This is a genomic window from Edaphocola flava, assembly GCF_004118155.1.
Classification (GTDB): domain Bacteria; phylum Bacteroidota; class Bacteroidia; order Chitinophagales; family Chitinophagaceae; genus Edaphocola; species Edaphocola flava.
This window is the reverse complement of the sequence record NZ_SAIQ01000002.1, coordinates 218766-242904: the sequence shown is the minus strand read 5'-3', so window position 1 is coordinate 242904 and position 24139 is coordinate 218766. Positions and strand designations below refer to the sequence as shown.

Annotated in this window: 22 protein-coding genes and 1 other RNA gene; 14 read left to right on the top strand and 9 right to left on the bottom strand. The window is 43.2% G+C overall.

Annotated features, from left to right (window positions below):
* Positions 1–76: 76 nt before the first annotated feature.
* Positions 77–949, bottom strand: coding sequence for a succinate--CoA ligase subunit alpha (gene sucD, locus EMP01_RS07290; protein ID WP_129020851.1), 873 nt, complete (start codon positions 947–949; stop codon positions 77–79).
* An 81-nt stretch (positions 950–1030) separates the two neighbouring features.
* A complete protein-coding gene (locus EMP01_RS07285; RefSeq protein ID WP_129020850.1) occupies positions 1031–2644 on the bottom strand; it encodes a CTP synthase in 1614 nt (537 codons plus the stop codon).
* Positions 2645–2828: 184 nt separating this feature from the next.
* On the opposite strand from EMP01_RS07285, the gene ffs reads away from it, so the two are divergent.
* An RNA gene (gene ffs / locus EMP01_RS07280) (signal recognition particle sRNA small type) lies at positions 2829–2927 on the top strand.
* 28 nt (positions 2928–2955) lie between these two features.
* Positions 2956–3534: a hypothetical protein gene (locus EMP01_RS07275; RefSeq protein ID WP_129020849.1), complete on the top strand. Its 579-nt coding sequence runs from the start codon at positions 2956–2958 to the stop codon at positions 3532–3534.
* An 82-nt stretch (positions 3535–3616) separates the two neighbouring features.
* On the opposite strand, the gene EMP01_RS07270 is transcribed toward EMP01_RS07275, so the two are convergent.
* Positions 3617–3943 carry a hypothetical protein gene (locus EMP01_RS07270; protein WP_129020848.1) on the bottom strand — a complete coding sequence of 109 codons (327 nt, stop codon included), beginning with the start codon at positions 3941–3943 and terminating at the stop codon, positions 3617–3619.
* Positions 3944–4045: 102 nt separating this feature from the next.
* Entirely contained in the window at positions 4046–4693 is a 648-nt protein-coding gene (locus EMP01_RS07265) for a DedA family protein (protein ID WP_129020847.1), read from the bottom strand.
* A gap of 137 nt (positions 4694–4830) precedes the next feature.
* On the opposite strand from EMP01_RS07265, the gene EMP01_RS07260 reads away from it, so the two are divergent.
* The 7 genes from EMP01_RS07260 (at position 4831) to EMP01_RS07230 (ending at position 12397) form a co-directional block, all read left to right on the top strand.
* Complete coding sequence (locus EMP01_RS07260; protein ID WP_161971250.1) at positions 4831–5475, top strand: rhodanese-like domain-containing protein; 645 nt, start codon at positions 4831–4833, stop codon at positions 5473–5475.
* 3 nt (positions 5476–5478) lie between these two features.
* Positions 5479–5979 (top strand): hypothetical protein, encoded by a 501-nt coding sequence (locus EMP01_RS07255; protein WP_129020845.1) that lies wholly within the window; start codon positions 5479–5481, stop codon positions 5977–5979.
* 20 nt (positions 5980–5999) lie between these two features.
* Positions 6000–6785: a segregation and condensation protein A gene (locus EMP01_RS07250; RefSeq protein ID WP_129020844.1), complete on the top strand. Its 786-nt coding sequence runs from the start codon at positions 6000–6002 to the stop codon at positions 6783–6785.
* Positions 6786–6878: 93 nt separating this feature from the next.
* Positions 6879–8234 carry a hemolysin family protein gene (locus EMP01_RS07245; RefSeq protein WP_129020843.1) on the top strand — a complete coding sequence of 452 codons (1356 nt, stop codon included), beginning with the start codon at positions 6879–6881 and terminating at the stop codon, positions 8232–8234.
* A gap of 63 nt (positions 8235–8297) precedes the next feature.
* Positions 8298–9368, top strand: coding sequence for an NADPH dehydrogenase NamA (namA, locus tag EMP01_RS07240; protein ID WP_129020842.1), 1071 nt, complete (start codon positions 8298–8300; stop codon positions 9366–9368).
* Between the two features lie 186 nt (positions 9369–9554).
* Complete coding sequence (locus EMP01_RS07235) at positions 9555–11090, top strand: PSP1 domain-containing protein (RefSeq protein WP_129020841.1); 1536 nt, start codon at positions 9555–9557, stop codon at positions 11088–11090.
* Positions 11091–11128: 38 nt separating this feature from the next.
* Complete coding sequence (locus tag EMP01_RS07230; protein ID WP_129020840.1) at positions 11129–12397, top strand: aspartate kinase; 1269 nt, start codon at positions 11129–11131, stop codon at positions 12395–12397.
* A gap of 74 nt (positions 12398–12471) precedes the next feature.
* Here EMP01_RS07230 and pafA read toward each other — a convergent pair whose 3' ends face one another.
* Entirely contained in the window at positions 12472–14100 is a 1629-nt protein-coding gene (gene pafA / locus EMP01_RS07225) for an alkaline phosphatase PafA (RefSeq protein WP_129020839.1), read from the bottom strand.
* A gap of 159 nt (positions 14101–14259) precedes the next feature.
* A complete protein-coding gene (locus EMP01_RS07220) occupies positions 14260–15099 on the bottom strand; it encodes a hypothetical protein (RefSeq protein WP_129020838.1) in 840 nt (279 codons plus the stop codon).
* A gap of 143 nt (positions 15100–15242) precedes the next feature.
* On the opposite strand from EMP01_RS07220, the gene EMP01_RS07215 reads away from it, so the two are divergent.
* Both EMP01_RS07215 and EMP01_RS07210 read left to right on the top strand, forming a co-directional pair.
* Positions 15243–16121 carry a YicC/YloC family endoribonuclease gene (locus tag EMP01_RS07215; protein ID WP_129020837.1) on the top strand — a complete coding sequence of 293 codons (879 nt, stop codon included), beginning with the start codon at positions 15243–15245 and terminating at the stop codon, positions 16119–16121.
* 10 nt (positions 16122–16131) lie between these two features.
* Positions 16132–16638 carry a gliding motility lipoprotein GldH gene (locus EMP01_RS07210; RefSeq protein WP_129020836.1) on the top strand — a complete coding sequence of 169 codons (507 nt, stop codon included), beginning with the start codon at positions 16132–16134 and terminating at the stop codon, positions 16636–16638.
* Here the strand turns inward: EMP01_RS07210 and EMP01_RS07205 are convergent.
* The 3 genes from EMP01_RS07205 to EMP01_RS07195 form a co-directional block, all read right to left on the bottom strand.
* Positions 16585–18603 (bottom strand): hypothetical protein, encoded by a 2019-nt coding sequence (locus EMP01_RS07205; protein ID WP_129020835.1) that lies wholly within the window; start codon positions 18601–18603, stop codon positions 16585–16587. The genes EMP01_RS07210 and EMP01_RS07205 overlap by 54 nt on opposite strands.
* A gap of 7 nt (positions 18604–18610) precedes the next feature.
* The gene (locus tag EMP01_RS07200) at positions 18611–19381 is read right to left on the bottom strand and encodes a head GIN domain-containing protein (protein ID WP_129020834.1); all 771 of its coding nucleotides are present in this window, start codon (positions 19379–19381) and stop codon (positions 18611–18613) included.
* Positions 19382–19477: 96 nt separating this feature from the next.
* Entirely contained in the window at positions 19478–20446 is a 969-nt protein-coding gene (locus tag EMP01_RS07195) for an AAA family ATPase (RefSeq protein WP_129020833.1), read from the bottom strand.
* Positions 20447–20579: 133 nt separating this feature from the next.
* Here EMP01_RS07195 and EMP01_RS07190 point away from each other — a divergent pair, with 133 nt between their 5' ends.
* The 3 genes from EMP01_RS07190 to EMP01_RS07180 all read left to right on the top strand — a co-directional run bounded on the left by EMP01_RS07190 (position 20580) and on the right by EMP01_RS07180 (position 24100).
* Positions 20580–21359, top strand: coding sequence for an alpha/beta fold hydrolase (locus EMP01_RS07190; RefSeq protein ID WP_129020832.1), 780 nt, complete (start codon positions 20580–20582; stop codon positions 21357–21359).
* Positions 21360–21374: 15 nt separating this feature from the next.
* The gene (gene uvrB / locus EMP01_RS07185) at positions 21375–23399 is read left to right on the top strand and encodes an excinuclease ABC subunit UvrB (protein WP_129020831.1); all 2025 of its coding nucleotides are present in this window, start codon (positions 21375–21377) and stop codon (positions 23397–23399) included.
* A gap of 170 nt (positions 23400–23569) precedes the next feature.
* Positions 23570–24100 carry a TonB-dependent receptor plug domain-containing protein gene (locus tag EMP01_RS07180; RefSeq protein WP_129020830.1) on the top strand — a complete coding sequence of 177 codons (531 nt, stop codon included), beginning with the start codon at positions 23570–23572 and terminating at the stop codon, positions 24098–24100.
* Positions 24101–24139: the final 39 nt, after the last annotated feature.

Genomic DNA, 24139 nt, shown 5'->3' with positions numbered 1-24139 from the left:
TTTACGTAGTTCATACAGAAAAAAATGCACTCTCATCGAGAGTGCATTTTTTTCTGTATGATTATCAATAAACTTTTTATTTGTTCAATACTGAAGCCATTGTTTTACCAATATCAGCAGGGCTCGCTACTACGTGAATACCACACTCACCCATAATTTTCATTTTAGCTTCTGCTGTATCATCAGCACCACCAATGATTGCACCGGCGTGGCCCATACGGCGACCCGGAGGCGCAGTTTGGCCAGCGATGAAACCTACTACAGGTTTACGCATATTATCTTTCAGCCATGTAGCTGCTTCTGCTTCCATGTTACCACCGATCTCACCGATCATGATAATACCCTCAGTTTCAGGATCATTCATTAACAGTTCAACAGCCTCTTTGGTAGTAGTACCGATAATAGGATCACCACCGATACCGATAGCAGTAGAAACACCTAAACCAGCTTTAACGACTTGGTCAGCAGCTTCATAAGTTAAAGTACCAGATTTAGATACGATACCGATTTTACCTTTTTCAAATACGAAACCTGGCATGATACCAACTTTTGCTTCACCGGCAGTAATAACACCAGGGCAGTTAGGTCCGATCAGGCGAGAATCTTTTCCTTTAATATATTCGCGGGCCTTAACCATATCTTGCACTGGAATACCTTCTGTAATACAGATAATTGTTTTGATGCCAGCATCAGAAGCTTCCATTACCGCATCTGCAGCAAATGCAGGTGGTACAAAAATGATAGATGTATCAGCTCCGGTAGAAACTACAGCATCTTTTACGGTATTGAATACAGGACGATCTAAATGCGTCGTGCCACCTTTATTTGGTGTTACACCGCCTACAACGTTTGTACCATATTCAATCATTTGTGTTGCGTGGAAAGTACCCTCTGTACCGGTAAATCCCTGTACAATTACTTTAGAGTCTTTGTTGACTAATACAGCCATTGCGATTATTTTTTGATTTTAAAATATTATTTTTTCTTTTTTTGCTTGGCGAAAGTACAAAAAGATTGACAAACCTAAAAATTAGGCTTCTCCTTTCTTTTCCTTTGCTGCTTTAACGAATGCCACAAATAATGGATGCGGATTCAGCACAGTGCTCTTATATTCAGGATGGAATTGTGCGCCAATGTAGAATGGATGATCTTTCAACTCGATTGTTTCTACCAGCCCGCTTTCCGGATTCTTACCAGAAGCAATCATACCAGCCTCTTCAAATGCCTGTAAATAGGCATTATTAAATTCGTAACGATGACGGTGACGTTCTTTGATTTGCGTTGCTCCATATGCAGCAGCAAGCTTAGTTCCCGGCATTACATCACAATTGTAAGCACCCAGACGCATCGTACCACCTTTCTGAGATACATTTTTCTGGTCATCCATCAGGTGAATTACAGGATGAGCAGTATGCTCGTCCATCTCTGTAGAATGTGCATCTTTATGGCCCAGTACATTTCTGGCAAATTCAATTGCAGCACATTGCATACCTAAACAAATACCAAAGAATGGAATGTTATTTTCTCTTGCATATTGAATGGCAGTGATCTTACCTTCGATACCACGGCTACCAAACCCTGGTGCCACCAGAACACCATCCAGTTCCTGCAGTTTATCACTAACATTCTCGTCAGTAAGTAATTCGGAGTGAATATTTTTCACGATTACCTTACATTCATTCATGGCTCCTGCATGAATGAATCCTTCCAGGATAGATTTATAAGCATCCTGTAATTCAACGTACTTACCGATCAAACCGATGGTAACAGTCGATTTAGGGTATCTTAATTTATTCAGGAACTCTTTCCAGTTGGTCAAATCAGGATCATTACCTAAAGATAAATTCAGTTTTTTCAAACAGATCTCATCCAGTTTTTCCTTCATCATTTCCAATGGTACACTATAGATACTATCTGCATCCATAGCTTCAATTACTGCATCGGTAGTAACATTACAGAACAAAGCGATCTTGCGTTTCAGATCTTTATACAAAGGATGCTCTGTACGACAAACCAAAACATCAGGATGCACACCATTCTCACTCAATAACTTAACAGAGTGCTGGGTAGGCTTTGTTTTCAGCTCTTTAGCAGCGCTTAAGTAAGGAATTAAGGTAAGGTGTACCACAATACAATTCTCGTCGCCTAACTCCCATTTCAGCTGACGTACAGCCTCGATATAAGGTAAGGACTCGATATCACCGGCAGTACCACCCAATTCGGTGATCACTACATCATATTCGCCATTCTCACCCAACAGACGCATTCTGCGTTTGATCTCATCGGTGATATGAGGAATAACCTGTACTGTCTTACCTAAATAAGCACCTTCACGCTCGCGATTGATGACATACTGATATACACGTCCGGTAGTAACATTGTTGGCCTGAGATGTAGGCACTCCTAAAAAGCGCTCATAGTGACCCAGATCAAGATCGGTTTCGGCACCATCATCTGTAACATAACATTCGCCATGCTCGTAAGGATTCAAAGTACCCGGATCTACGTTAATATACGGATCGAACTTTTGAATGGTGGCTCTGTAACCACGCGCCTGTAACAATTTGGCTAATGATGCGGCAATGATACCTTTACCTAAAGAAGAAGTAACCCCACCGGTTACAAATATATATTTAGTATTCATAATATATGTTATATCAACCGGCAAATAAAAAAGAAACGAAGAAGAGAAAGCGTTTCGAAAATCGGTCGTGCAAAGATAAAGATTTTTAAGAAACCAGAAAGAATCAGTTTTTTAGTTTTCCACATCAAAAAAAACAATGCACAAAAGATTTTTCTGAATAAAAAAAAAGCCCTACATTTGCAGCCGGCAAGTCTTATACGACCAGCTCCTATTGAACTTCCCCAGGGCAGGAATGCAGCAAGGATAGATGGTTGAGCGGTGCGATGTAAGTAACTTGCCTTTTTTTTATGCCCTGACATTTTGAAAATCTCATGAATAAAATCACCTGTTTCATCACTGCAGGCTTGATATGCCTGATTGCCGGTACAGCAACCGCGCAAGAACAAACCCCAACCCCAACCCCAACCCCTCCAGCATCTCCAAAACTCTACATCGGACCCGGTATCGGTATCACATATGGTGGTATTGCCGGAATTAAAGCAGAATATGTTTTTGTTAAGCATTTCAGCGCATTTGCCGGAGCCGGATATTATATGAGTGGACTTGGGTACACTTTCGGTGCCACCGCTAAATTATTGCCCACCCGCAGATTCAGCCCATTGATATACGCAATGTACGGCAGCAATGCTGCAATCTACGTTGACGGTGTCCGTCAGTATAATAAAATATATGCTGGTCCCAGTGCGGGAATCGGAGCAGACTTGAAAGTTGGCCGCGGCGGCAACAAATTATTCTTTGGTATACAATACGGGATCTGGCATCCGGACTTCAAAAAAGACTGGGAGGCGGTAAAGCAGGACCCTGGCATCGAACCCTACAACGAGCCTATACCAGTTGGTTTCAACTTCGGTTTTAACTTCGCCATCAAAAGCTCAAAAAGCAGTCGCTAATAAATACTAATTACATAAAACAGATAAGGTGACCGGAAATCCGGTCACCTTATCTGTTTTATGTAATTTATTATAACAATTATTATTGTGCCCCACCAGATAAAATCTCTACACAGGACATTCCAGCTTTCTCCATCTTATCTCCCAGTTCTTTTTCCGGCTGGTCATTTTCACCTAACTTTTCCAGTGTTTCTACCTCTTTATCCGTCAATACTTTCATAATATTATCAACATAACAGTCGCAGAATTTAGTGGCAATTTCTTTAGTCAAGCCTTCTTTAACCATATCAGCACTACACTCTTCTTTAAATTTTGTTGCAGCTGCAGCTCTTTTATCATCACCTGCATTTGCAGATGCCGCCTGGGCACAAATTAAAATCGTGCTCAAAGCCAGGATCATTTTTTTCATGAAGATTGTTTTTAAAATGTTATCAATTGAAACACAATTATAAATCATTCACATGAATTATGCTTTCCTGTTCACAATAATTAACATTAAAATGTATTATCATTATTGCTCTGCAACTGGTTTGGCTTTCTTGTTTTTCAACATTCCGATAATAATCGGCAGCACCGAAAGCAGGATGATTCCTAAAACTACCTTTTCAAAATTGTTTTTAATCACCGGAATATTACCCAGAAAGTATCCTGCAAGCACAATACCCAGCACCCAGACTGTGCCTCCGATAATGTTATAAGTCAGGAAAGTCACATATCGCATCTTACCTACGCCTGCCACAAATGGTGCAAAAGTACGCACAATAGGTACAAAGCGGGCTATGATAATTGTTTGGGGGCCATGCTTCTCATAGAACGCATGGGTTTTATTGATGTATTCCGGTTTGACCAATTGCCTTCCGAACAGGCGCATCTGTACAAAACGCTCCCCTAAATATTTACCAATAAAATAATTACAGGCATCTCCCAAAATAGCAGCCACAAGCATTATACCAATACTGGTATAAATATCCAGGGACCCCATTGCAGAGAACATGCCTACCGCAAACAATAAAGAGTCGCCCGGAAGAAAGGGCATGATAACCAAACCCGTTTCCACAAAAATGATCAGAAACAGGATCAGGTATATCCACTGGTTATAATCCCGGATCAGCGTCAGCAGATGCTGATCGATATGCATAATAAAGTCTATTAAACCCATGTCTTGCTATAATTAAACGGGGCAAAAATAGTTTTTATTTCCACGAATGGGGATACAAATGGCAGAAAATGTTTTGTAAGGAAAAAAGTAACTTTGCATCGAAATTAAATCCGCACCTTCAATTACATTTAATATTTATGAAAGCGTTAAGCGTTACCGAATTCGAACAAGCAAAAAAAGAAGATATAATTATAATTGATACCCGCCCGTCAACAACCTTTACTTTAGGTTTCGTTCCAGGCTCGGTAAATATCGGCAACAACGGTCAATGGGCACAATGGGCAGAACAATTGATCTCTAAAGACAAACACATCCTGTTCATTACGCCTAAAGGTGAGGAAGCCGCAACAGTGAAAGCATGGAAAGCATTGGAATACATCCATATAGATGGCTACCTGAAGGGAGGATATGACGCCTGGCAGGAGGCCGGAAAGCCTATAGACATGATCATTGATATTACAAGTGATGAGCTGGCGCTGGATATCCCTTTCGATGATAAGTTATCTATTATAGACGTACGTAAAGAAGACGAATTTGATGCGGCTCACGTTAAGGATGCAGAGAACTTCCCTCTGGCAAAGCTGACCGATACCTTCCAGATTGCTCAATTGGATGATGAAGCCAATATGTATGTATATTGTGGTGGCGGATACAGAAGTGTTATCGCCTGTTCTATTATGAAAAAAGAAGGGTTTCATAATGTACGTAATGTCCTTGGGGGCTTTACGGCGATCAAAGACACTCCTAACCTGGTCATCGAAGTGCCTAAAAAGAAGAAGTAATTCATGGGCTGGATAATACTCTTAGCTGTATTGTATCTTTTTGCACTAACCATGAAGGTCATTGCCTTATCGCTACTGCTATGCATTATTATCTTGCTCTACTTTCTGGTGCGCAAGCTGGCGAAACGGAAAGAAACAGATCGGGAATACCGCTTTATGCGCACCTATCTTAATGTATATCGCAAAATACTGATGATATTGTTAGTTCTTGCTGTTTTTGGAACCTTTGCCATCGTTCTTCCGCTCAATCTGACGGAAGAAAGTCCGGGAGGAACGGCATTTTCCTTCTGGGGAGCATTTACCGCTACCATCTCGATAGGAATTGCCTGGGTACGTACAGCAAGGCTGAGCAAACAACCGGCTTCTAAACCCGGAGATAACAGGATCGGTAATTACTCAGTGTGGATCAAGCATTTAATGATCTGTGCCCTGCTTTTTGCCCTTGCTTTGTATGCACCTTTGGCCAAAGTTTACCTGATGCAACTTATGCATTATGGTAATTAAAAAAAATGTAGTTTTGATCAATGTCTGAAGCCTATTTTATCAAATTACCCCAATTCGAAGGCCCTTTCGACTTATTACTGTTCTTCATTGAGCGGGATGAGCTGGATATTTATAATATTCCGATAAACCAGATCACTAAGGATTTCCTGGCATTTATTCACCAAATGGAAACCTTAAATATTGAGATGGCCAGTGAGTTCATCCTGTTTATTTCCACCCTGATGCGTATCAAAGCCAAAATGCTTCTGCCACGCAGAGAACTGGATGCTTCGGGTAATGAAATAGATCCGAGGCAAGAACTGGTAAACAAGCTATTGGAGTATAAGAGATTTAAAGAGGCTTCTGAGCAAATGGCAGCACTGGAAGCAGAGCGCCTGCTGAGACAAAAACGCGGTAATATCAAACAGGAGCTGGATGCACTTGGACATCAGCATGCAGAAGGCACAGAGATTCAGACCGTTACACTCTACAAACTCGTCAATACTTTTGAGCGGGTTATGAAACGCTTTCTGGAAAGACATAACAAACCGCAACATGTGGTAGTGAAATATAATTATTCTATGGAAAGCCAAAGGGCCTACCTGAGCGAATACTTGTTACAGAGCGAAAAATCGTCTTTTGAAGAGCTTTTTGCACAGATGAATGACCGTATACAAGCTATTTTCACCTTCCTGGCCTTACTGGAAATGGTACAGCAAAAGATGATCAATCTCCTGGTGGGAGAAGGTCGAAACAATTTCATCTTCGAACGGAATGATGAAGGCGGAACCTCGGAAATTATAGTGCCTGAAGCGACAGAAATGTAATATTTATGTTATAATATATGTACATGTCCTCAGATTTTTGGGATATAAAATTAATAATCATAATTTCGTAAACTTACCATATCATTATTTTAAATGAACACAGATATACCTCCCTCGGTATTTTTAACTACAACCCCGGTACACTCTTGGGAAATTCTTGTAACCCTATTCCTTGTTTTACTTAATGGCTTTTTTGTAGCAGCCGAGTTTGCTATTGTTAAGGTGCGCGTATCCCAGATCGAAGTGCGTACTGACCTGAGTAAAAGCATGGCCGGCGTTGCCAAATCCATCGTAAACAATCTTGACTCTTACCTTGCAGCAACACAATTAGGTATTACCCTAGCCTCACTTGGTCTGGGTTGGGTTGGTGAAGAAGTTATGACAGCACTCATCAAAAATCTATTTGATGCATTAAGCCTTGACATTTCTGAAGCCGCTGCAAACAAAGCTGCCGTACCTGTTGCCTTTGCAATTATTACTGTTTTACATATTGTCTTTGGAGAATTAGCTCCTAAATCACTGGCGATCAGGTATCCGACAAATACAACCATTTACGTTTCCTGGCCATTGAAAATATTCTATTTTATTTTCCGTCCGATCATCTGGATGATGAATGGTTTGGCGAATAGTATTCTGAGGCTGATTGGTATAAAACCAATGCATGGCTCAGAAATCCACTCGGAAGAAGAGCTGAAAATGATCATTTCAGAAAGCCAGGAAGGTGGCGCTATCGAACAGACAGAAAGAGATCTTATCCAGAATGTATTTGATTTTGACGACAGAAGAGTTTTCCATATCCAGACACTACGCAAAAACATTTCCGCAATAGATGTGGACATGAGTGTAAAAGAGGCATTGGATTTCGCAATTAATGAAGGCTATACCCGTTTCCCTGTATACCAGGAGACTATGGATAATATTAAAGGAGTCGTATATACCAAAGACTTGGTCAAAAGACTACTTGCCGGTGAAGAGGACGCCAATATTGCTCCATTCTTAAGAAAAGCTACTTTTATTGCCGAAACAACCAAGATCAAGAATCTGCTGAAAGATTTCCAGAAAAAACATATCCATATGGCCATCGTTACCAACGAAACAGGTGAACTATCGGGTATTGTAACAATGGAAGACATTCTTGAAGAACTCGTGGGAGAAATCCAGGATGAGTATGACAACGAAAAGCCTATTGTGGAAAAAACCCCGCAAGGTACTTATATTGTTGATGCACACCAGTCTATTATAGATATCAATAAATACATTCCGTACAAATTCGAAGAAAGTGAACACTTTGAAACACTTGCCGGACTGATTTCCGAATTCATGGAAGGAAATGAGTGTAAAGAAGGAGATCGCCTCAATATTAATGAATATGAGGTAATTATCCTGAAAATGTACCGTAACTCTGCAGAAACAGTAGAATTACGCCTGCTAAACGATGACGAAAACTAAAAAACTAAAAGGATGGTATCGTAACCATCCTTTTTTATTACTGATACATTATAATATATAATTATGTCCTTATTATTCACCCCTCTTACTATAAAATCCATTACCCTTAAAAACAGGCTGGTGATGTCGCCTATGTGTATGTATAGTGCCATAGACGGTCTGCCCAACGACTGGCACTATGTCCATTATACGAGCCGCGCTATTGGTGGTGCCGGCCTCATCATCCAGGAGGCTACTGCTGTGACCCCCGAAGGGCGCATTAGCTATGCAGACCTGGGTATATGGAGCGATGCACATACAGAGCAATATAAACCAATCGTTTCTGCAATAAAAAAATACGGATGTGTACCGGGTATCCAGCTGGCACATGCCGGCAGAAAAGCCAGTTGCGAAGTATCCTGGAATAAAGGATGGCAGATACAGGAAGGCCCAGATAGCTGGCAAACTGTAGCCCCCTCTCCTATTCCTTTTCATGAGAGAGATATTATTCCTCATGAATTGACTATAACAGAAATCAAGGCACTGGTTCAGGATTTTAAAGCTGCTGCACAAAGAGCCCTAGAGGCAGGTTATGAAGTCGTTGAGATTCATGCTGCCCATGGCTACCTGATCCATGAATTCTACTCTCCCTTATCTAATCAGCGTACGGATGAGTATGGTGGTAGCTTTGAGAACCGCATCCGTTTTCTCTTGGAAATCATTGCCGGGGTTCAGGAAGTCTGGCCTGCTGATCTGCCACTGTTCGTTCGCATATCAGCAACGGACTGGATGGGCACCGAAGGCTGGGATACTCCTGATTCTATAGCATTAGGCAAAATCCTGAAAGAAAAAGGCGTCGACCTGATCGATTGCTCTACTGCCGCCAATGTACGCCATGCAGAGATCCCTGTGGGTCCTAACTACCAGGTTCCATTTGCTGATGCTATACGTAACCAGGCGGGCATTATGACCGGAGCGGTGGGGCTGATCACAGAAGCCTCCCAGGCAGAAGAGATTCTCCAGGCTGGTAAGGCCGATCTCATTTTCCTGGCCAGGGTACTACTGAGAGATCCCTATTTCCCATTGCGCGCTGCTACGGAACTTGGCGCCTCTGTAGAATGGCAGAAGCAATATGAACGGGCCAGACCTGTTTAAGTAGCCTGAAATATCAAGTATTTCAATTATAAACATCTGAATAGCAGCAACAATACTCTATTTATGGCTAAATATGTAGCGGCATAGCTATAATCTGGCACAAATTGGCTATTTTTGTAGGTTATTCATTATTATTAATTCACCATCTTATTTTAAGAAAATAAGGTGTCTCTATAAATATCATATATGGGATGTGGAAGTTGTGGTGTATCCACCGACAACGGAAAACCCTCTGGCTGCCAAAGTAATGGCGGATGCAGTTCGGGTGGATGTAACCGTTTAAATGTATTTAATTGGCTGGCAGAAATTCCATTAAGCGATTTCGGAAAGCCATATAACATAATAGAAGTCAGCTTTAACCAGGGAAGCCGTAAAGACTATTTCAAAAATAACACCAATACTATTTTCCATAAAGGGGAAATGGTCACTGTAGAAGGGGTTGGTGGTTATGATGTTGGCGAAATCAGTCTGACAGGAGAATTGGTCAAGCTGCAATTAAAAAAATACTCCGTAACAGAAGAGGCTGTCGAAAAGAAAGTCCTCAGAGCTGCAACTCCTTCTGATCTGGATGCTCATCATCATCAGAAAGCAGCAGAAAAAGAAACACTGATCCGCTCCCGCGCTATTGCCAAACAGGTAAACCTGGAGATGAAAATCGCTGAAGCAGAGTGGCAGGCAGACGGAAAAAAAGTAACTTTTTTCTACACTGCCGATGCCCGTGTCGATTTCCGTGAGCTCATCAAGGTATACGCGAGTGAATTCAAAGCCAAAATTGAAATGCGCCAGATCGGTGCCCGTCAGGAAAGCGCCAAAGTTGGTGGTATCGGTTCCTGTGGACGCGAATTATGTTGTAGTTCATGGCTATCAGATTTCAAAACGGTCAATACGACTGCTGCCCGTTATCAGAATCTTTCTATCAATCAGACCAAATTATCCGGACAGTGTGGCCGCCTGAAGTGTTGCCTCAACTACGAGCTGGATACCTATATGGATGCCCTGAAAGGCTTCCCTCCAAATGCAGAAAGCATTGAATTACAGCAAGGCAGAGCATTCCTGCAGAAGAAAGACATTTTCAAAAACCTGATGTGGTACAGCTTCTCCGGCAGCAATAAACAATATCCGCTGACGATTGAGCGTGTACAGGAAATTTTGACCCTGAATGCCAAAGGCGAAAAGCCAGAAGAGCTGGAAGCGGTAGAAATACAGGTGAAGAGCAAAGATCCGGAGAAGAGTGTAGATATGGGCTTTGTTAATGATGTAGGACAGATCAAACTGTCTTCATTAAAAGGCAATAGCAACAATAAAAAACGCAAGAAAGGCGGACAAGGATCTGAGCAGAAAAACAAAGCCGGCGAGCAAAATAACCGCAATAATCCGAAAGGAGAAGCGAAAGCCGGACCAAATCAGAACCAGAATCCGAATAGGAATAATAATAAACCCAAAGGCAACAAACCTAATCAGAAACAGGCCCAGGGCAATAATAATACTAATAATACCGAGCAAGGCAGCCCAAAACCTGCTCCTCCAAAACAGCAAACTGCCCCACAGCAGCAGAAGCCTAATCAGAATCCGGAGGGACAGAAAAACAGGAATGCCGATGCCCAGCAGAAAAGAGAAGGCGGACAACCTAAAAAGCAACATAAGCCCAATAGGCCTAAACCGAATCCTAACCCTGGATCAAACCCTAATCCTAACCAGGATAACAGTAATAAATCATCTTAATCATTAATTTTTATAACCTTTAAACAAACATTAAAAACTTGCTAGTTTACAAATTTGGTGGCGCATCCATTGCCACTCCCGAGAGAATGACCGAATTGCTTCCTATTATCGCGGAAGCCAACAAACCACTTTTAGTAGTTGTGTCTGCCTTAGGTAAGACCACTAACGCTTTAGAAGACGTTGTCAAGGCCGCATTCAAGGGAGATAAACGAAAGACCAGCGAGTTGATAAAGCAGTTAGAGGATCAACATGATGAGTACTGTGCAGCCTTACTGCAAGGCGAAGCTCTGGACACAGTAAAGGCAGAACTGCACCTGATCTTTACCGAAATGCAATGGGCGGCCGATACGGCAACTCAGTACGCATTCGATTATGTATATGACCAGATCGTATGCCTGGGAGAGTTATTGTCTACCACTATCTTCAACAGCTTCCTTAATAGCCGTCAGGTGCCAAGTGCCTGGGTAGATGCCCGTGATATTGTACGCACAGACAATACGTACCGTGATGCACAGGTTGATGAAGCGTATACTACAAAACAGGTAAAGGAGAAAGTACTGCCCCTGTTTCAGCAATACCAGGTAGTCGTTACACAGGGCTTTATCGGTTGTACAGATGAGAACTACTCTACTACCCTGGGTCGTGAAGGTTCTGACTATTCAGCGGCATTATTTGCCAGCATGTTACCGGCCAACAGCGTGACCATCTGGAAAGATGTAGAAGGTTTATTAAATGCCGATCCTAAATTATTTGCCAATACAGAGAAGATCCAGCAGATCAGCTTCTATGAAGTGATTGAAATGGCCTATTATGGTGCACAGGTTATTCACCCTAAAACCATTAAGCCACTGCATAATAATGGTATACCATTATATGTAAAATGTTTCCTGGACAGAAGTCTGCAAGGCACTGTGATCAAAAATGAAGTAGAAACGGCTTATCCACCGATCATTGTTTTGAAGAAAAACCAGATCTTACTGAAAGTAACCAGTAAAGACTACTCCTTCGTTACAGAAGATAAGCTGAGTGAATTATATACAATATTCCACCAGCATAAAGTAAAGATCAACCTTTTACAGAATGCTGCGATCAGTCTGATTGCCTGCGTAGATAACAATCCGGCTAAGATCGAACCATTGATTTCCGATCTTTCCCTGAACTACCAGATCCGCAGAAACGAGGATGCCGAATTGCTGACCATCCGTCACTATAATGATCCTACGTTTGAGCGACTGACCAAAGACCGTAAAGTACTACTGGAACAGAAATCTAGGGTCACCGTACAAGCGGTAATGAGTAATTTCTAAAGAAATATATCTTGTTATTATACATAAAGAGGGCTGTCATGGACAGCCCTCTTTATGTATAATAACTCGTTTGATTATTTCAGCACCTCCCTGATCGGCGTACCAATGCTGGCATTCGGTGCCTGAATGTGTAGCAGAGCAGCAATAGTAGCAGCAATATCCGTCATATGATACGGTTGTACGCTAGCCCCTTTCTTAATTCCCCAGCCATAAAAAACCAGCGGAATATGCGCGTCATAAGGATTCCAGCTACCGTGTGTAGTACCTGTACCACCGTAGCCGCTGTAATGACCGGGCTCCAGGATCACCTGCAGATCACCGCTGCGCTTACGGTTATAGCCATTCACAGCCATCTGCCATAATTGCTCCGGCAGCACATGTCCGTCCTTATCTTTCATGTCCAGTACATAAGCGACATGCTCTACCTGCTCCATAATATGTTTAGCAGCCTCACTCACGGCTTCTGCATCCAGCTTATTGCGTGTGATAACCGCCTCATTAAAATATACCTGGTAGTTCTCAAATACAGCAATGCTATCGGCATTAAACTGCTTTTTCAATTCCTCATTCAGCAGTTTGCCCACCTTTCGGGAATCAAAGTTCTGGCCCGGTATACGCTGATCTTTCAGGAAGGTTACGTTATGTGCGCCGCCGTGATCGGCAGTCAGGAACACCGTATAATTTCCCTTGCCTACCTGTTTGTCCAGGTATTTAAGGAACAGCTCCAGCTCCTTATCCATACGCAGGTAGCAATCTTCCACTTCGATCGCATTAGGTCCGTACATATGTCCGATATAATCGGTGCTGGAAAAACTGATTGCCAGGAAATCAGTAATATCATCTTTACCCATCTGCTCACCTGCAATAGCTGCCTCACCCATTAATCGGGTCAGCGTATTGCCCCAAGGTGTAGTACGGATAATGCCGCGATCCTTACCGGAAAATTGTGCCAGCTTATGTGGGAATACAGGAGCAGTCTCCCCTTTCAGATTCCCTTCATAAGCATTATTATCAGCAGTACTTTGCACATAAGTATTGATAGGATATAGCGTGCTCCAGTCCTGTAGTAACAGGCTGTCTGTACAGTTCCGTCCATTAAACGCTTCTACCCAGGCAGGTAATTTATCTGTATAAAAAGTACTGGTAATGAATTTACCATCCTTACCATCAAACCAGTAAGCACCCGAAGCAGTATGTCCTGCAGGCAGGATCGAGCCTCTGTCTTTCAGCGACACCCCTACTGTCTTTGCACGGAAATTGGTGGCGAGTCTTAATTCATCTGTAACCGTTGTGGCCAGCAGATTTCTAGGGCTCATCTTACCGGCATCGCTCTGGTTACCGACACTGTTTACGGCATCATCATCGGTACAATAAACCTCCTTACCGGTACGTTTATCAATCCATTCGTTAGCCGCTATACCATGCAGCGCGGGTACAGACCCGGTATAGATACAGGAGTGACCTGGTGCTGTATATGTGGGTAGGTAATTGATGGTAGTATTTTCGCAGGTAAACCCTTCAGATAACAAACGCTTGAAGCCCCCTTTACCATAGCGGTCTGCATAACGGTATAGATAATCCCATCGCATCTGATCCAGTACAATACCTACAACCAGTTTGGGTCTTGGCGGCTCCTGAGCCAGGGACGGTTTCGCGATGGCAGCAGCCAGCACAGCAGTAACTACTATCTTCTTAAAATTCATGTTCAGCTGATTAGGCTGCAAATTTCCGAAATATTTGACTACCATGTGTATTATCTAATTCTTAAAGCATAGAACCAAAAATATGCAATAATAAAGGGGCCTTCGATCATGATCGAAGGCCCCTTTATTTGTATCGTTTATAAATCGCTGAAGAAGCGTTTATTTCATTGGTTCTTGTTGTGCCAGCTGCACATCACGCTCAACCACTGTATGCTCGCCTGTGATCGCTTTACCATCCTTATCCAGCAGCTCCAGCTTCACTTTCATCGTGCCCATAGGAGCATTCTGAATGAACTGTGGCGCCCAGTTATTAATCATAAAAGTATTGCCGTTAATTGTAGCCCTTACTTTATCGCCGGTTTCAGATAATGTTGTATTGTATACATAGAAATCCAGCAGTACATTCTTCGTATCATTCCCTACATAATCGCCTTTAGGTCGGCTGTAGAAGATCATTGGGGTAGTCGGATTGTCCAGTTTCTTATATGTCCCTTTCGCATCAATCGCAAAACGCAGCAGGATACCTGCATTTTTACCTTTTACAGACTCATGGTAAGAGCGGGAAAGGAAAGACATGACATCATGTTGAGAATTTACCGCAACGGTAAAGGTATGCTTAGGCTCATATAAAGCAGTATATGGCTTATTGTCCAGGATAAAGTGAATATGCTGACCCTGTGCAGAATTGTTACATTCTTTAGATACCGCAGCTTCAGTTTGTTTTTTCAGTTCATAATTCGCTACGGTATAATTAATCGTAACTTTTACAGAATCCTTGCCCACCGGCTCTGTGCTTACATCTTTGATCGACAGTGCAGCATCAGGAAAGTCTGGAGAGGCCGGTACCGGTGCAATCTTAACGGTTTTCTCCGGAGTAACGGTTTCCACCGTATCCGCCGTCTTTGCATCAGTCTTATCGGTTTCTCCTCCTTTGCAGGAAGCCAGCAGCATAAATCCTAATGATAAACATGTGGCAGGTAGTATGTAATATTTTCTCATAACAACATATAATTAGTGGTTAACACAAAAGTAAGTCAAAAGTATACTCCATTATCTTTAAATATTTGTAAATATAGCCATTCGGAAATTTGTAATGCTTATAATAATTTGAGTACTTTTGTTCCTCAAAACATAGTACACATATGATATACTCCATGACCGGCTTTGGTAAAGCAGAAGGACATACAGGAAATAAAGAAATTATTGTAGAGCTGAAATCGCTGAATGGCAAGCAATTTGAGATTACGAATAAATTAAACCCATTACTGAAAGCGTACGAAGCGGATATCCGTAAAATCGTTTCCCGACAACTGAAGCGCGGATCTGTAGATATCGCCATATTTGTAAAACAGGATGGCGCAGCCAAGCCGATGAAAATCAATACCAGCCTGGCGCAATCTTACTATGCTTCTATAAAAGAAATCTCATCTGCATTAGGTCTTGCTGAAGAACAGATATTACCTACACTGATGCGCCTACCGGAAGTAGTAGCACCGGAAGCAGAGAGTGTAACGGAAGAAGACTGGGCTGTGATTGAGCGACTGGTAAACACTGCTGCAGAACAGCTGGTGAATCACCGTATGGTTGAAGGAAAGCCTATAGGTGCCGATCTGCTGGATCGTATTGATCAGATCGAAAAATTACTGATTCAGGCAGAGGTACATGAGCCAAAACGTATCGAGCGCATCAAAGAGCGCCTGGTGACTATGCTGGAAGAATGGGTGGGTAATGATAAATGGGATGCTAATCGCCTTGAGCAAGAACTGATCTACTATATTGAAAAAATAGATATTTCTGAAGAAAAACAAAGACTGAGAGCGCACTGCACCTACTTCAAAGAACTGGCCGAAACAGCCGGACCTGAAGGCATTGGTAAAAAACTGGGATTTGTACTGCAGGAAGTAGGTCGTGAAATCAACACCCTGGGTTCAAAAGCCAATGATGCAGCGATGCAGCAGATCGTTGTGCAGATGAAAGATGAACTGGAAAAAGCGAAAGAACAGGTATTGAATATTGTATAAAATCAAGGACATGAAATTATTGCTGCAAAAATATTTTAAATCATTACCGGTCATTGCGATTACATTGCTGGCAGCCTGTGGAAAGCCTGCAGAAACGGCGTACCAGAAACAGGTAGGTATTCCCGGAGCCAAATGGGATTATAAATTCCAGCCGGAATTCCAGTTTGACATCCCCGACACAACGGCGAAATATAAAGTATACCTGATCCTGCGTCATGATGCGGCCTTCCCTAATTCTAATATTTGGGTAAGGTTTAAAACCAAACAACCGGAAGCTAAACAATTTGATGCAGGTATTCGCATAGAAGCGCCGCTGGCAGCGACAGATGGCCAATGGCTTGGCTCAGATATAGGCTCTATCTATGAACATAAAATATTGTTGAAACCAGGGAAAGATTATCCGAAGTTTTCTAAAACGGGAACATATACGGTAAAACTGGAACAGATTATGAGAGAGAATCCGCTACCCTCCGTGATTAACATCGGGCTGCGTGTCGAGCGGCTGGATCTTAAATAAACCATAAGCAATACTGCGTACGGTCTCATCAATATCATTGATCACCAGTGTAGTTGACGATACAATACGTTTTCCATCAGCATCGGTAACTGAATAAGTTACCGATTTTTTATTGCCGGCAGCAGTAAAGTTCAGAGACACCAGCGGCAAAGCTGCATCCTGCTCATCCAGGTCAATATTATATTTTTTCAATGCAGACAATACCGCATTATTACTACCGGAAACCTTCAGGCGGAAGTGCATTTTGAATTCTGCATATGGCATTAACTGCGGGTACAGGCGATACATATTGACCAGGCTGCTTTTCCACATTGCATCCTGATCATTTTTATCAGCGCAGATAATCAATGCCTCATAAACCCTTGCCAGGAACAGCTTTTCATAATCCTCTTCAATATCTTCTGCAAATGACAAGGTACGTACCAGTCGCTCCTGAGCACGTTGGTAATGCCCCTGCTCCATATCCAGGCGCGCGAGGTACAGATTGAAATATTTATAGACCTTAGGTCTGGGATCAACCTTCAACTGGCTTTCGAATTTATTATAAAAATATGCAGTACTGTAGCCGCGGATCAGGTACCAGATCTCATCCCAGGAAATAGTACTTTCTGTCGAGAACAGCTTGTAGACTACATTTTCCCGCTCAGGATTAGCCGCCAGCTGGTTCGCTACCAGGTACTGTTGCAGGTAAGCCTCTCCTTTCAGCATCGCAATACTCCACAAAGCACGCGGATGCCAGCACCAGTTTTTATCTTCGAACTGCTGTTGCCGAATCTCCTTTTTCTTATTCATCAGCCGCAGCAGGTTTATGCTGAATTCATAATGAGACTCACCAAGGGTAGTGCCAATATGCACTTCTTTAAACTGCGCTGCTTTATCCAGAAAGCGCTGGCTTTCCGCCAGATTTCCTTCATAACTACAGGCACGTGCCAGGGCTATATTATACCAGCCAAATCCGGGAGTAGAACCCACAGAATGTATAATATCCCTCATACTGATCGCAGCCTGCATAGGCATGCCTTTATAAATATCTACAATGGAGCTGTAGTAAGCCCATTCCTGCAGGCGCTTATCTCCGGCATCCTGCATACTGGCCACTGCATAAGCCTCTTCGGCCTCACTGAATTTAGCCTGTATGGCGCAAAAGGTTCCATAGTTATTGTAAGACATCAGCCCGCCATTCTCCATAAGACGGAAGTAGTACAAGGCAGAATCTATACGCAAATGATAAGCGTGGAGAATGGCTTTATAATGATATACATTTTGCAATTCATATTGCAACGAAGACTCAGGGAACACCTGCCTGTTGACCGACTGATTTGCTTGTATGCGCGCCAGAGAGCTATCTAGAAAACGATCCGACAATACCTCATTCTCCTCCAGGTTTCCCTTCAGAAAATCATAGGTACGGTATGTGTAAAAACGATTACGGTGTACAATCCAGGAAAGCATGTTATAACCATTCAGCACAATCTCTTTCTGCATATTCCATTGCTGTATCCTGCGCAGTAGCTTATAGCTGTTTTCGTTCTGCTCCACATTCTGATAAGCCTGAAACAGATAGTTGGCCGTGTTGCTGTAATCCGCATGGCGCTTATACAGCTTTACATATTCCAGGGGATCGGCCGTACGGGTGCGCAAAATGGTTGCATAATCCCGCTCTATTAGCGTCAATGCCTTTTCAAGAGGAGCAATTGCCAGCTTATAGCCATTATAATCTGCGGCACGTTCAGCATTAAAAATGCCTTGTATCATCCAGCCAACATAATAAGTACTATCAATACGGATGAACTCACGGGAAGCAGGCACTGCCTCTTCACGGGTCATATCCACCCCCTGCCGCTTCGCATCTATTTCATAGCGCTTGGCAGCATTAAGGTCAGCAAGAGACTGAGCAGGTACTGATGTAGTACCTGCTCCGACTAATGCAATAGCTATTATTATATTACGTGGGTTAAATATCAAATTTATATTAGTTAATCTGAGTTATATCTGCTGCCCCGCTGATATCCTTCACGATAGTTGGTGTACCCTTGTATTGTACATTACCTGCTCCAGAGGCATCAATATTCAGGTATTTTGCAGCATACACTTTCGCTTCTCCTGCACCTGATGTTTCTACGCTTACCGAGTCAGAGATACACTCCAGTGCATTTATATTTCCGGCTCCGCTGATGTCGATATCCAGCGATGGTGCCGCACCTATCAGTTTCACAGCTCCTACCCCGCTCGACTCTACGGTACAGGAAGGTACCTCTACATGCATATCCACATCGCAGGCACCTGATATATCGATCGCCAGTGGCGTAGTTTGTTTAAACACAGTCTGAGACTGTATTACCCCTACACCGCTCGCTTCAATCTTATCCAGGTTAGGCATACTGATATAGATTGCAACTTCTTCAGACTCATCTCCGTCAAATATATCGAAGGTTCCGGTACGCTCAATCAGCAAGGTTCCGTTTTCCATACCGATTTTCAGTGTACGCAACGCTTCATTGCTTCCTTTGGCCACTACACTGAAGACACTGTCCTGCTTCAGGTAAATCTTGGCATAGCCATTCAGTTCAATGTTACGGAAGTTATTAAATGTATATTGTTTTGTGCCACCGACAACAGGTGTATTGTCTTCGAAATTGTGATCAGAGTCTTTGCTGATCGTAACATTATTACAAGAACTGAAGATACCTGTTAAGGTACCGAGTGCTGCAGCCAGAACGAAGAAGAGGAATATTTTTTTCATAACAAACTATTTTAAATTTTATTCAAAAGTAGCCTGCCATCACGCTTCTTCCATGGCTCTTTCGGTAGATTGGTTTATTTACTCGGTAAATGTCGCTTAATATAATTTTAAAGCCTGCAGTCTTTGCATCTCAGCCGCAATCAACTCCTCCAGTACACGCGTTCTGGCCTCTTTACTACGGAAGATCAGGCGGTGCGCCAGTACCGGGTTAGCGATATACTGCACATCATCCTCAATAACAAAATCTCTCCCCTTAACCAGTGCAAAAGCTTTCAGACATTTAATAAACGTAATACCAGAACGGGTAGATGCTCCCAGACTAATATCCGGATGATTTCTCGTTGCCCGCACCAGGTTTGCCACAGACTGCACGATCTCAGGATGAATATATACCTGTTCCGCAGCCTGTTGCAGGTCCAGTATATCCTGCAGCGACAGAATCTGTTTCAATTGATTCAGGTTATCATTGATCTGCAGGTACTGCTGGTATATTTCAAGCTCTGTTTTTTCATCAACATAGCCGAAATAAATTTTCATAAAAAAACGATCCAGCTGTGCCGTAGGCAAAGGATAGGTACCCTCTGTCTCTACCGGGTTCTGCGTAGCAATCGTAAAGAAGGGCTGTTGCAGCTTTACCGTTTGCTCTCCTATCGTGATCTGTCCTTCAGCCATACTTTCCAGTAAAGCAGACTGTACTTTCGGGGAGGCACGGTTGATCTCATCGGCCAGCAGGATATTACAAAACAGTGGTCCTCTTTTAAAAATAAAATCCTTGCGCTGATCATCAAAAATATACGCACCGATCAGGTCCATAGGCAAGAGGTCTGGTGTAAACTGTATGCGCTTAAAGACTGCATTTCCCGCCCCCGATCCGCTAATTGCATGAGCCAGTGTTCTGGCCAGCACCGTTTTACCGGTACCTGGATTATCTTCCATCAGGATATGACCCTTTGCCAGCAGACAAGTAATCACCTGTTCTACCTGCTGTCTTTTTCCCCTGATCACCGTTTCCATTTCCGTGATCAATTGCCCTATCTTACCCTGTGCCGCAACTGTTGCTTCCATCTGATCTGTATTTATAAAAGGTCCTGTATGATATCTTCTCAAAACTACATTATTTGTAAAATATAACGCCTTTTTTAACGGAATTTATCGGATGAATGATTGTATTTTTGAGTTAAAATAATCAGAAACATACATGTTGCATTATACAGTAGCGGGAACCGGTCAGCCGATTGTCCTGGTTCATGGTTTCCCTAATGACGGCCGCAACTGGAATACGATTATTCCTGCCCTGTCACAACAATACAAACTCATCATTCCTGATCTTCCGGGAGCTGGCAAAAGTGCCTTCCAGCCTGAGCTTACTTTAGGCAAAATGGCTGATGCCCTTATTGCAGTTCTGGACAAAGAACAAATCAATCAGGCTGTCTTTGCAGGCCACTCTATGGGGGGCTACACCATCCTGGAACTGGCGACTTTATATCCTGACCGGGTAAAAGCTATATCCCTGGTGCATTCCCTGGCCTCTGCCGATAGCGAAGAAAAAAAAGAAACGCGCAGAAAATCAATCAAACTGATACTGGGCGGCCCTATCGGACAAAAGACATTTATTAAGGCTATGGCTGAAAACCTGTTTGCAGCAAGCTACAAAGTAGCGCATCCGGAAGGCATAGAAGAGATCTGGCAAAACGGTATGCAGCTCAGCCCCGAAGCACTGGCAGCATTCTACCAGGCGATCATGGACCGAAGCGATAAAACCGAATGGCTTAAAGCTAATAAGCGCATACCCGTGCAGTGGATCATTGGTGAGGAAGACAATGCTACCCCAATGAAAGAGGCCCTCGCGCAGTGCTACCTGTCACAAAGAAATGATGTGCAGCTCTACCGTAACTGTGGCCATATGAGTATGATGGAGTACCCTGAGCGTCTGGCAACGGACCTTGCGGCATTCGCATCATTTGTATACAGTATGTAAAAAACGAATTCAATTATGAAGTTTAATCTACAGGCACCATACAGCCCCGCCGGCGATCAGCCCTCTGCCATAGCACAGCTGACCACTGGCGTGAATGAAGGAGATGCTTTTCAAACCTTGCTGGGGGTAACAGGATCAGGTAAAACATTTACCATGGCCAATGTCATCCAGAATGTACAAAAGCCAACGCTCATCCTTACCCACAACAAAACACTGGTGGCCCAGCTATACGGAGAGTTCAAGCAATTCTTTCCGGACAATGCGGTTAACTATTTCGTTTCTTACTATGACTATTACCAACCGGAAGCTTATATGCCGGTAAGTGATACCTATATTGAAAAGGACCTTGCTATCAACGAAGAGCTGGAAAAACTGCGTCTGCGTACCACTACAGATTTGTTAAGTGGCCGAAGAGATATACTGGTCGTGGCTTCTGTATCCTGCATTTATGGTATGGGTAACCCTACTGAATATGAAAATGGGATTATCCGCATTGAGCAGGGTCAGGAAGTATCCCGTAACGGATTCCTGCACGCACTGGTCAATTCTCTGTACAACCGCTCCCAGGGAGAGTTTGCACGGGGTACCTTCCGTGTTAAGGGTGATACCGTAGATATTAATCTGCCCTATGTTGATTATGGATATCGCATCACTTTCTTCGGAGATGAAATCGAAGAGATAGAAAGTTTTGATATTGAAAATGGCAAACGTATCAGTAAGATTGAGGCTGCGGCCATCTTCCCGGCCAACCTCTATGTCGCACCAAAAGATCAGATGGGACAGATTGTACGCGAAATACAGGATGAACTGTTTGCACAGGTAGAGTATTTTAAAAGAGAAGGCAAGCATATCGAAGCGCAAAGGATCAAAGAAAGGGTAAACTACGACCTGGAGATGATGCAGGAGCTGGGCTATTGCAGTGGTATCGAAAACTACTCCCGCTTCCTGGACCGCAGAAGACCGGGCACACGCCCCTTCTGCCTGCTGGATTATTTCCCTAAAGATTTCCTGTTGTTTATTGATGAGAGCCACGTAACCATTCCACAGATCAGCGGTATGTATGGTGGTGACCGTTCCCGTAAAATGAACCTGGTTGATTTCGGCTTCCGCCTGCCTTCAGCACTGGATAACCGCCCTTTGAATTTTCATGAATTTGAAAGCCTGTTGAATCAGGTGGTGTTTGTCAGTGCAACGCCGGGCAACTTTGAATTAAACGTAACAGAAGGTCTGGTCGTAGAGCAGGTTGTACGCCCTACAGGATTACTGGACCCTCCGATAGAAATACGCCCTAGTCTGAACCAGATCGATGACCTGCTGGATGAAATAGATCAGAGAGCCAAACGCAATGAGCGCATACTGGTAACCACACTGACCAAGCGTATGGCCGAAGAACTGGATACCTATCTGAAACGCATCAATATCAATTCACGCTATATACACAGTGAGGTAGATACGCTGGAACGCGTAGAGATCTTAAGAGATCTGCGCCTGGGCAATATCGATGTACTGGTGGGTGTAAACCTGCTCCGGGAAGGATTGGATCTGCCCGAAGTAACGCTGGTGGCTATCCTCGATGCCGATAAAGAAGGCTTCCTGAGAGATGAACGCTCGCTGACCCAGATGGCCGGCCGTGCAGCCCGTAATGCTGATGGTATGGTTATTTTCTATGCCGATAAAATTACGGACAGTATGCAGCGCACGATCGATGAAACACAGCGAAGAAGAGAGAAACAAATTGAACATAATACAGCACATGGTATTACCCCAACTACTGTACGCAAATCGGTAGAACAGATCATGAAGCAGACCTCGGTACTGGATATCAAAAACTATGACGAAGACAGTCCGTTAGCGATTGAGCCAAACCAGGATATTGCCGCTGAAGAATTTGTGGAATATAAATCTAAAGCTTCTTTGCAAAAGGCTATCGATCAAACGAAGAAGTCTATGCAGAAAGCAGCTAAAGATCTTGACTTTATGGAGGCGGCCCGTCTTCGAGACCAGATGTTCGCTATGGAGCAGGAGCTAAAAGCTATGTAATGATATTTACCCCGGATCGTACATTGATCCGGGGTATTTTTTATATGACATTTCTATCAAAATTATTTCACAACACAACACCTTTCTGTCCGACCGCCCAGCAACTGAAACGCCCTTTAAAACATATTTAATATATTTACATAAAATATAACCCAATAAAATTCAAACACATGAAATATATAAGCCTGTTATCAATCGCCATATTATGTTCCGGTGGTGTACTGTTTGCACAAGGTACAGACAGCACTGCTACTATTCCTCAGGTATCAGAAGTAGCTGATATTTTTACACCTGCGCCAGGTGTAAGCAATGCCGGTGGTAATACCACCATTACCTCAGAAGAAATCAGTAAACGCCCTGTGAATAATATCGCCGGGGCTATGGAAGGTGTTGCTCCCGGAGTGGAAGTGAGCGGAGGAATGAATGATCCGCGCATTGTCATCCGTGGTCTGGGCACACTAAACGGAGGTTCTGATCCGCTGATCATAGTCGATGGTGCCCCCTACTCCGGCTCGCTCAGTACCATTAACCCTAATGATGTAAAAGAAATAAAGGTCTTGAAAGACGTAGTGTCTAAAGGACGCTACGGTGCACGCGGTGCTAATGGTGTAGTGGTGATCACCACAAAGACATATGAGCCACGTCCAGAAAGTGAAGCCCCTCCACGCACAAAGAAAAACAAAAAGGACAAATCCAAATAGCGTATTACCATTAGCCCAAGACAGTACAGCCGGCTGATA

What these genes read in the sequence shown, in the direction of transcription:
- EMP01_RS07245 (WP_129020843.1), top strand. Translation starts at nt 6,879, where the DNA reads ATGAACACAGATATACCTCCCTCGGTATTTTTAACTACAACCCCGGTA.
- namA (WP_129020842.1), top strand. Translation starts at nt 8,298, where the DNA reads ATGTCCTTATTATTCACCCCTCTTACTATAAAATCCATTACCCTTAAA.
- sucD (WP_129020851.1), bottom strand. Translation starts at nt 949, where the DNA reads ATGGCTGTATTAGTCAACAAAGACTCTAAAGTAATTGTACAGGGATTT.
- EMP01_RS07200 (WP_129020834.1), bottom strand. Translation starts at nt 19,381, where the DNA reads ATGAAAAAAATATTCCTCTTCTTCGTTCTGGCTGCAGCACTCGGTACC.
- uvrB (WP_129020831.1), top strand. Translation starts at nt 21,375, where the DNA reads ATGAAGTTTAATCTACAGGCACCATACAGCCCCGCCGGCGATCAGCCC.
- EMP01_RS07210 (WP_129020836.1), top strand. Translation starts at nt 16,132, where the DNA reads ATGAAATTATTGCTGCAAAAATATTTTAAATCATTACCGGTCATTGCG.
- EMP01_RS07180 (WP_129020830.1), top strand. Translation starts at nt 23,570, where the DNA reads ATGAAATATATAAGCCTGTTATCAATCGCCATATTATGTTCCGGTGGT.
- EMP01_RS07250 (WP_129020844.1), top strand. Translation starts at nt 6,000, where the DNA reads ATGTCTGAAGCCTATTTTATCAAATTACCCCAATTCGAAGGCCCTTTC.
- EMP01_RS07220 (WP_129020838.1), bottom strand. Translation starts at nt 15,099, where the DNA reads ATGAGAAAATATTACATACTACCTGCCACATGTTTATCATTAGGATTT.
- EMP01_RS07260 (WP_161971250.1), top strand. Translation starts at nt 4,831, where the DNA reads ATGAAAGCGTTAAGCGTTACCGAATTCGAACAAGCAAAAAAAGAAGAT.
- pafA (WP_129020839.1), bottom strand. Translation starts at nt 14,100, where the DNA reads ATGAATTTTAAGAAGATAGTAGTTACTGCTGTGCTGGCTGCTGCCATC.
- EMP01_RS07215 (WP_129020837.1), top strand. Translation starts at nt 15,243, where the DNA reads ATGATATACTCCATGACCGGCTTTGGTAAAGCAGAAGGACATACAGGA.
- EMP01_RS07235 (WP_129020841.1), top strand. Translation starts at nt 9,555, where the DNA reads ATGGGATGTGGAAGTTGTGGTGTATCCACCGACAACGGAAAACCCTCT.
- EMP01_RS07195 (WP_129020833.1), bottom strand. Translation starts at nt 20,446, where the DNA reads ATGGAAGCAACAGTTGCGGCACAGGGTAAGATAGGGCAATTGATCACG.
- EMP01_RS07265 (WP_129020847.1), bottom strand. Translation starts at nt 4,693, where the DNA reads ATGGGTTTAATAGACTTTATTATGCATATCGATCAGCATCTGCTGACG.
- EMP01_RS07190 (WP_129020832.1), top strand. Translation starts at nt 20,580, where the DNA reads ATGTTGCATTATACAGTAGCGGGAACCGGTCAGCCGATTGTCCTGGTT.
- EMP01_RS07275 (WP_129020849.1), top strand. Translation starts at nt 2,956, where the DNA reads ATGAATAAAATCACCTGTTTCATCACTGCAGGCTTGATATGCCTGATT.
- EMP01_RS07270 (WP_129020848.1), bottom strand. Translation starts at nt 3,943, where the DNA reads ATGAAAAAAATGATCCTGGCTTTGAGCACGATTTTAATTTGTGCCCAG.
- EMP01_RS07255 (WP_129020845.1), top strand. Translation starts at nt 5,479, where the DNA reads ATGGGCTGGATAATACTCTTAGCTGTATTGTATCTTTTTGCACTAACC.
- EMP01_RS07285 (WP_129020850.1), bottom strand. Translation starts at nt 2,644, where the DNA reads ATGAATACTAAATATATATTTGTAACCGGTGGGGTTACTTCTTCTTTA.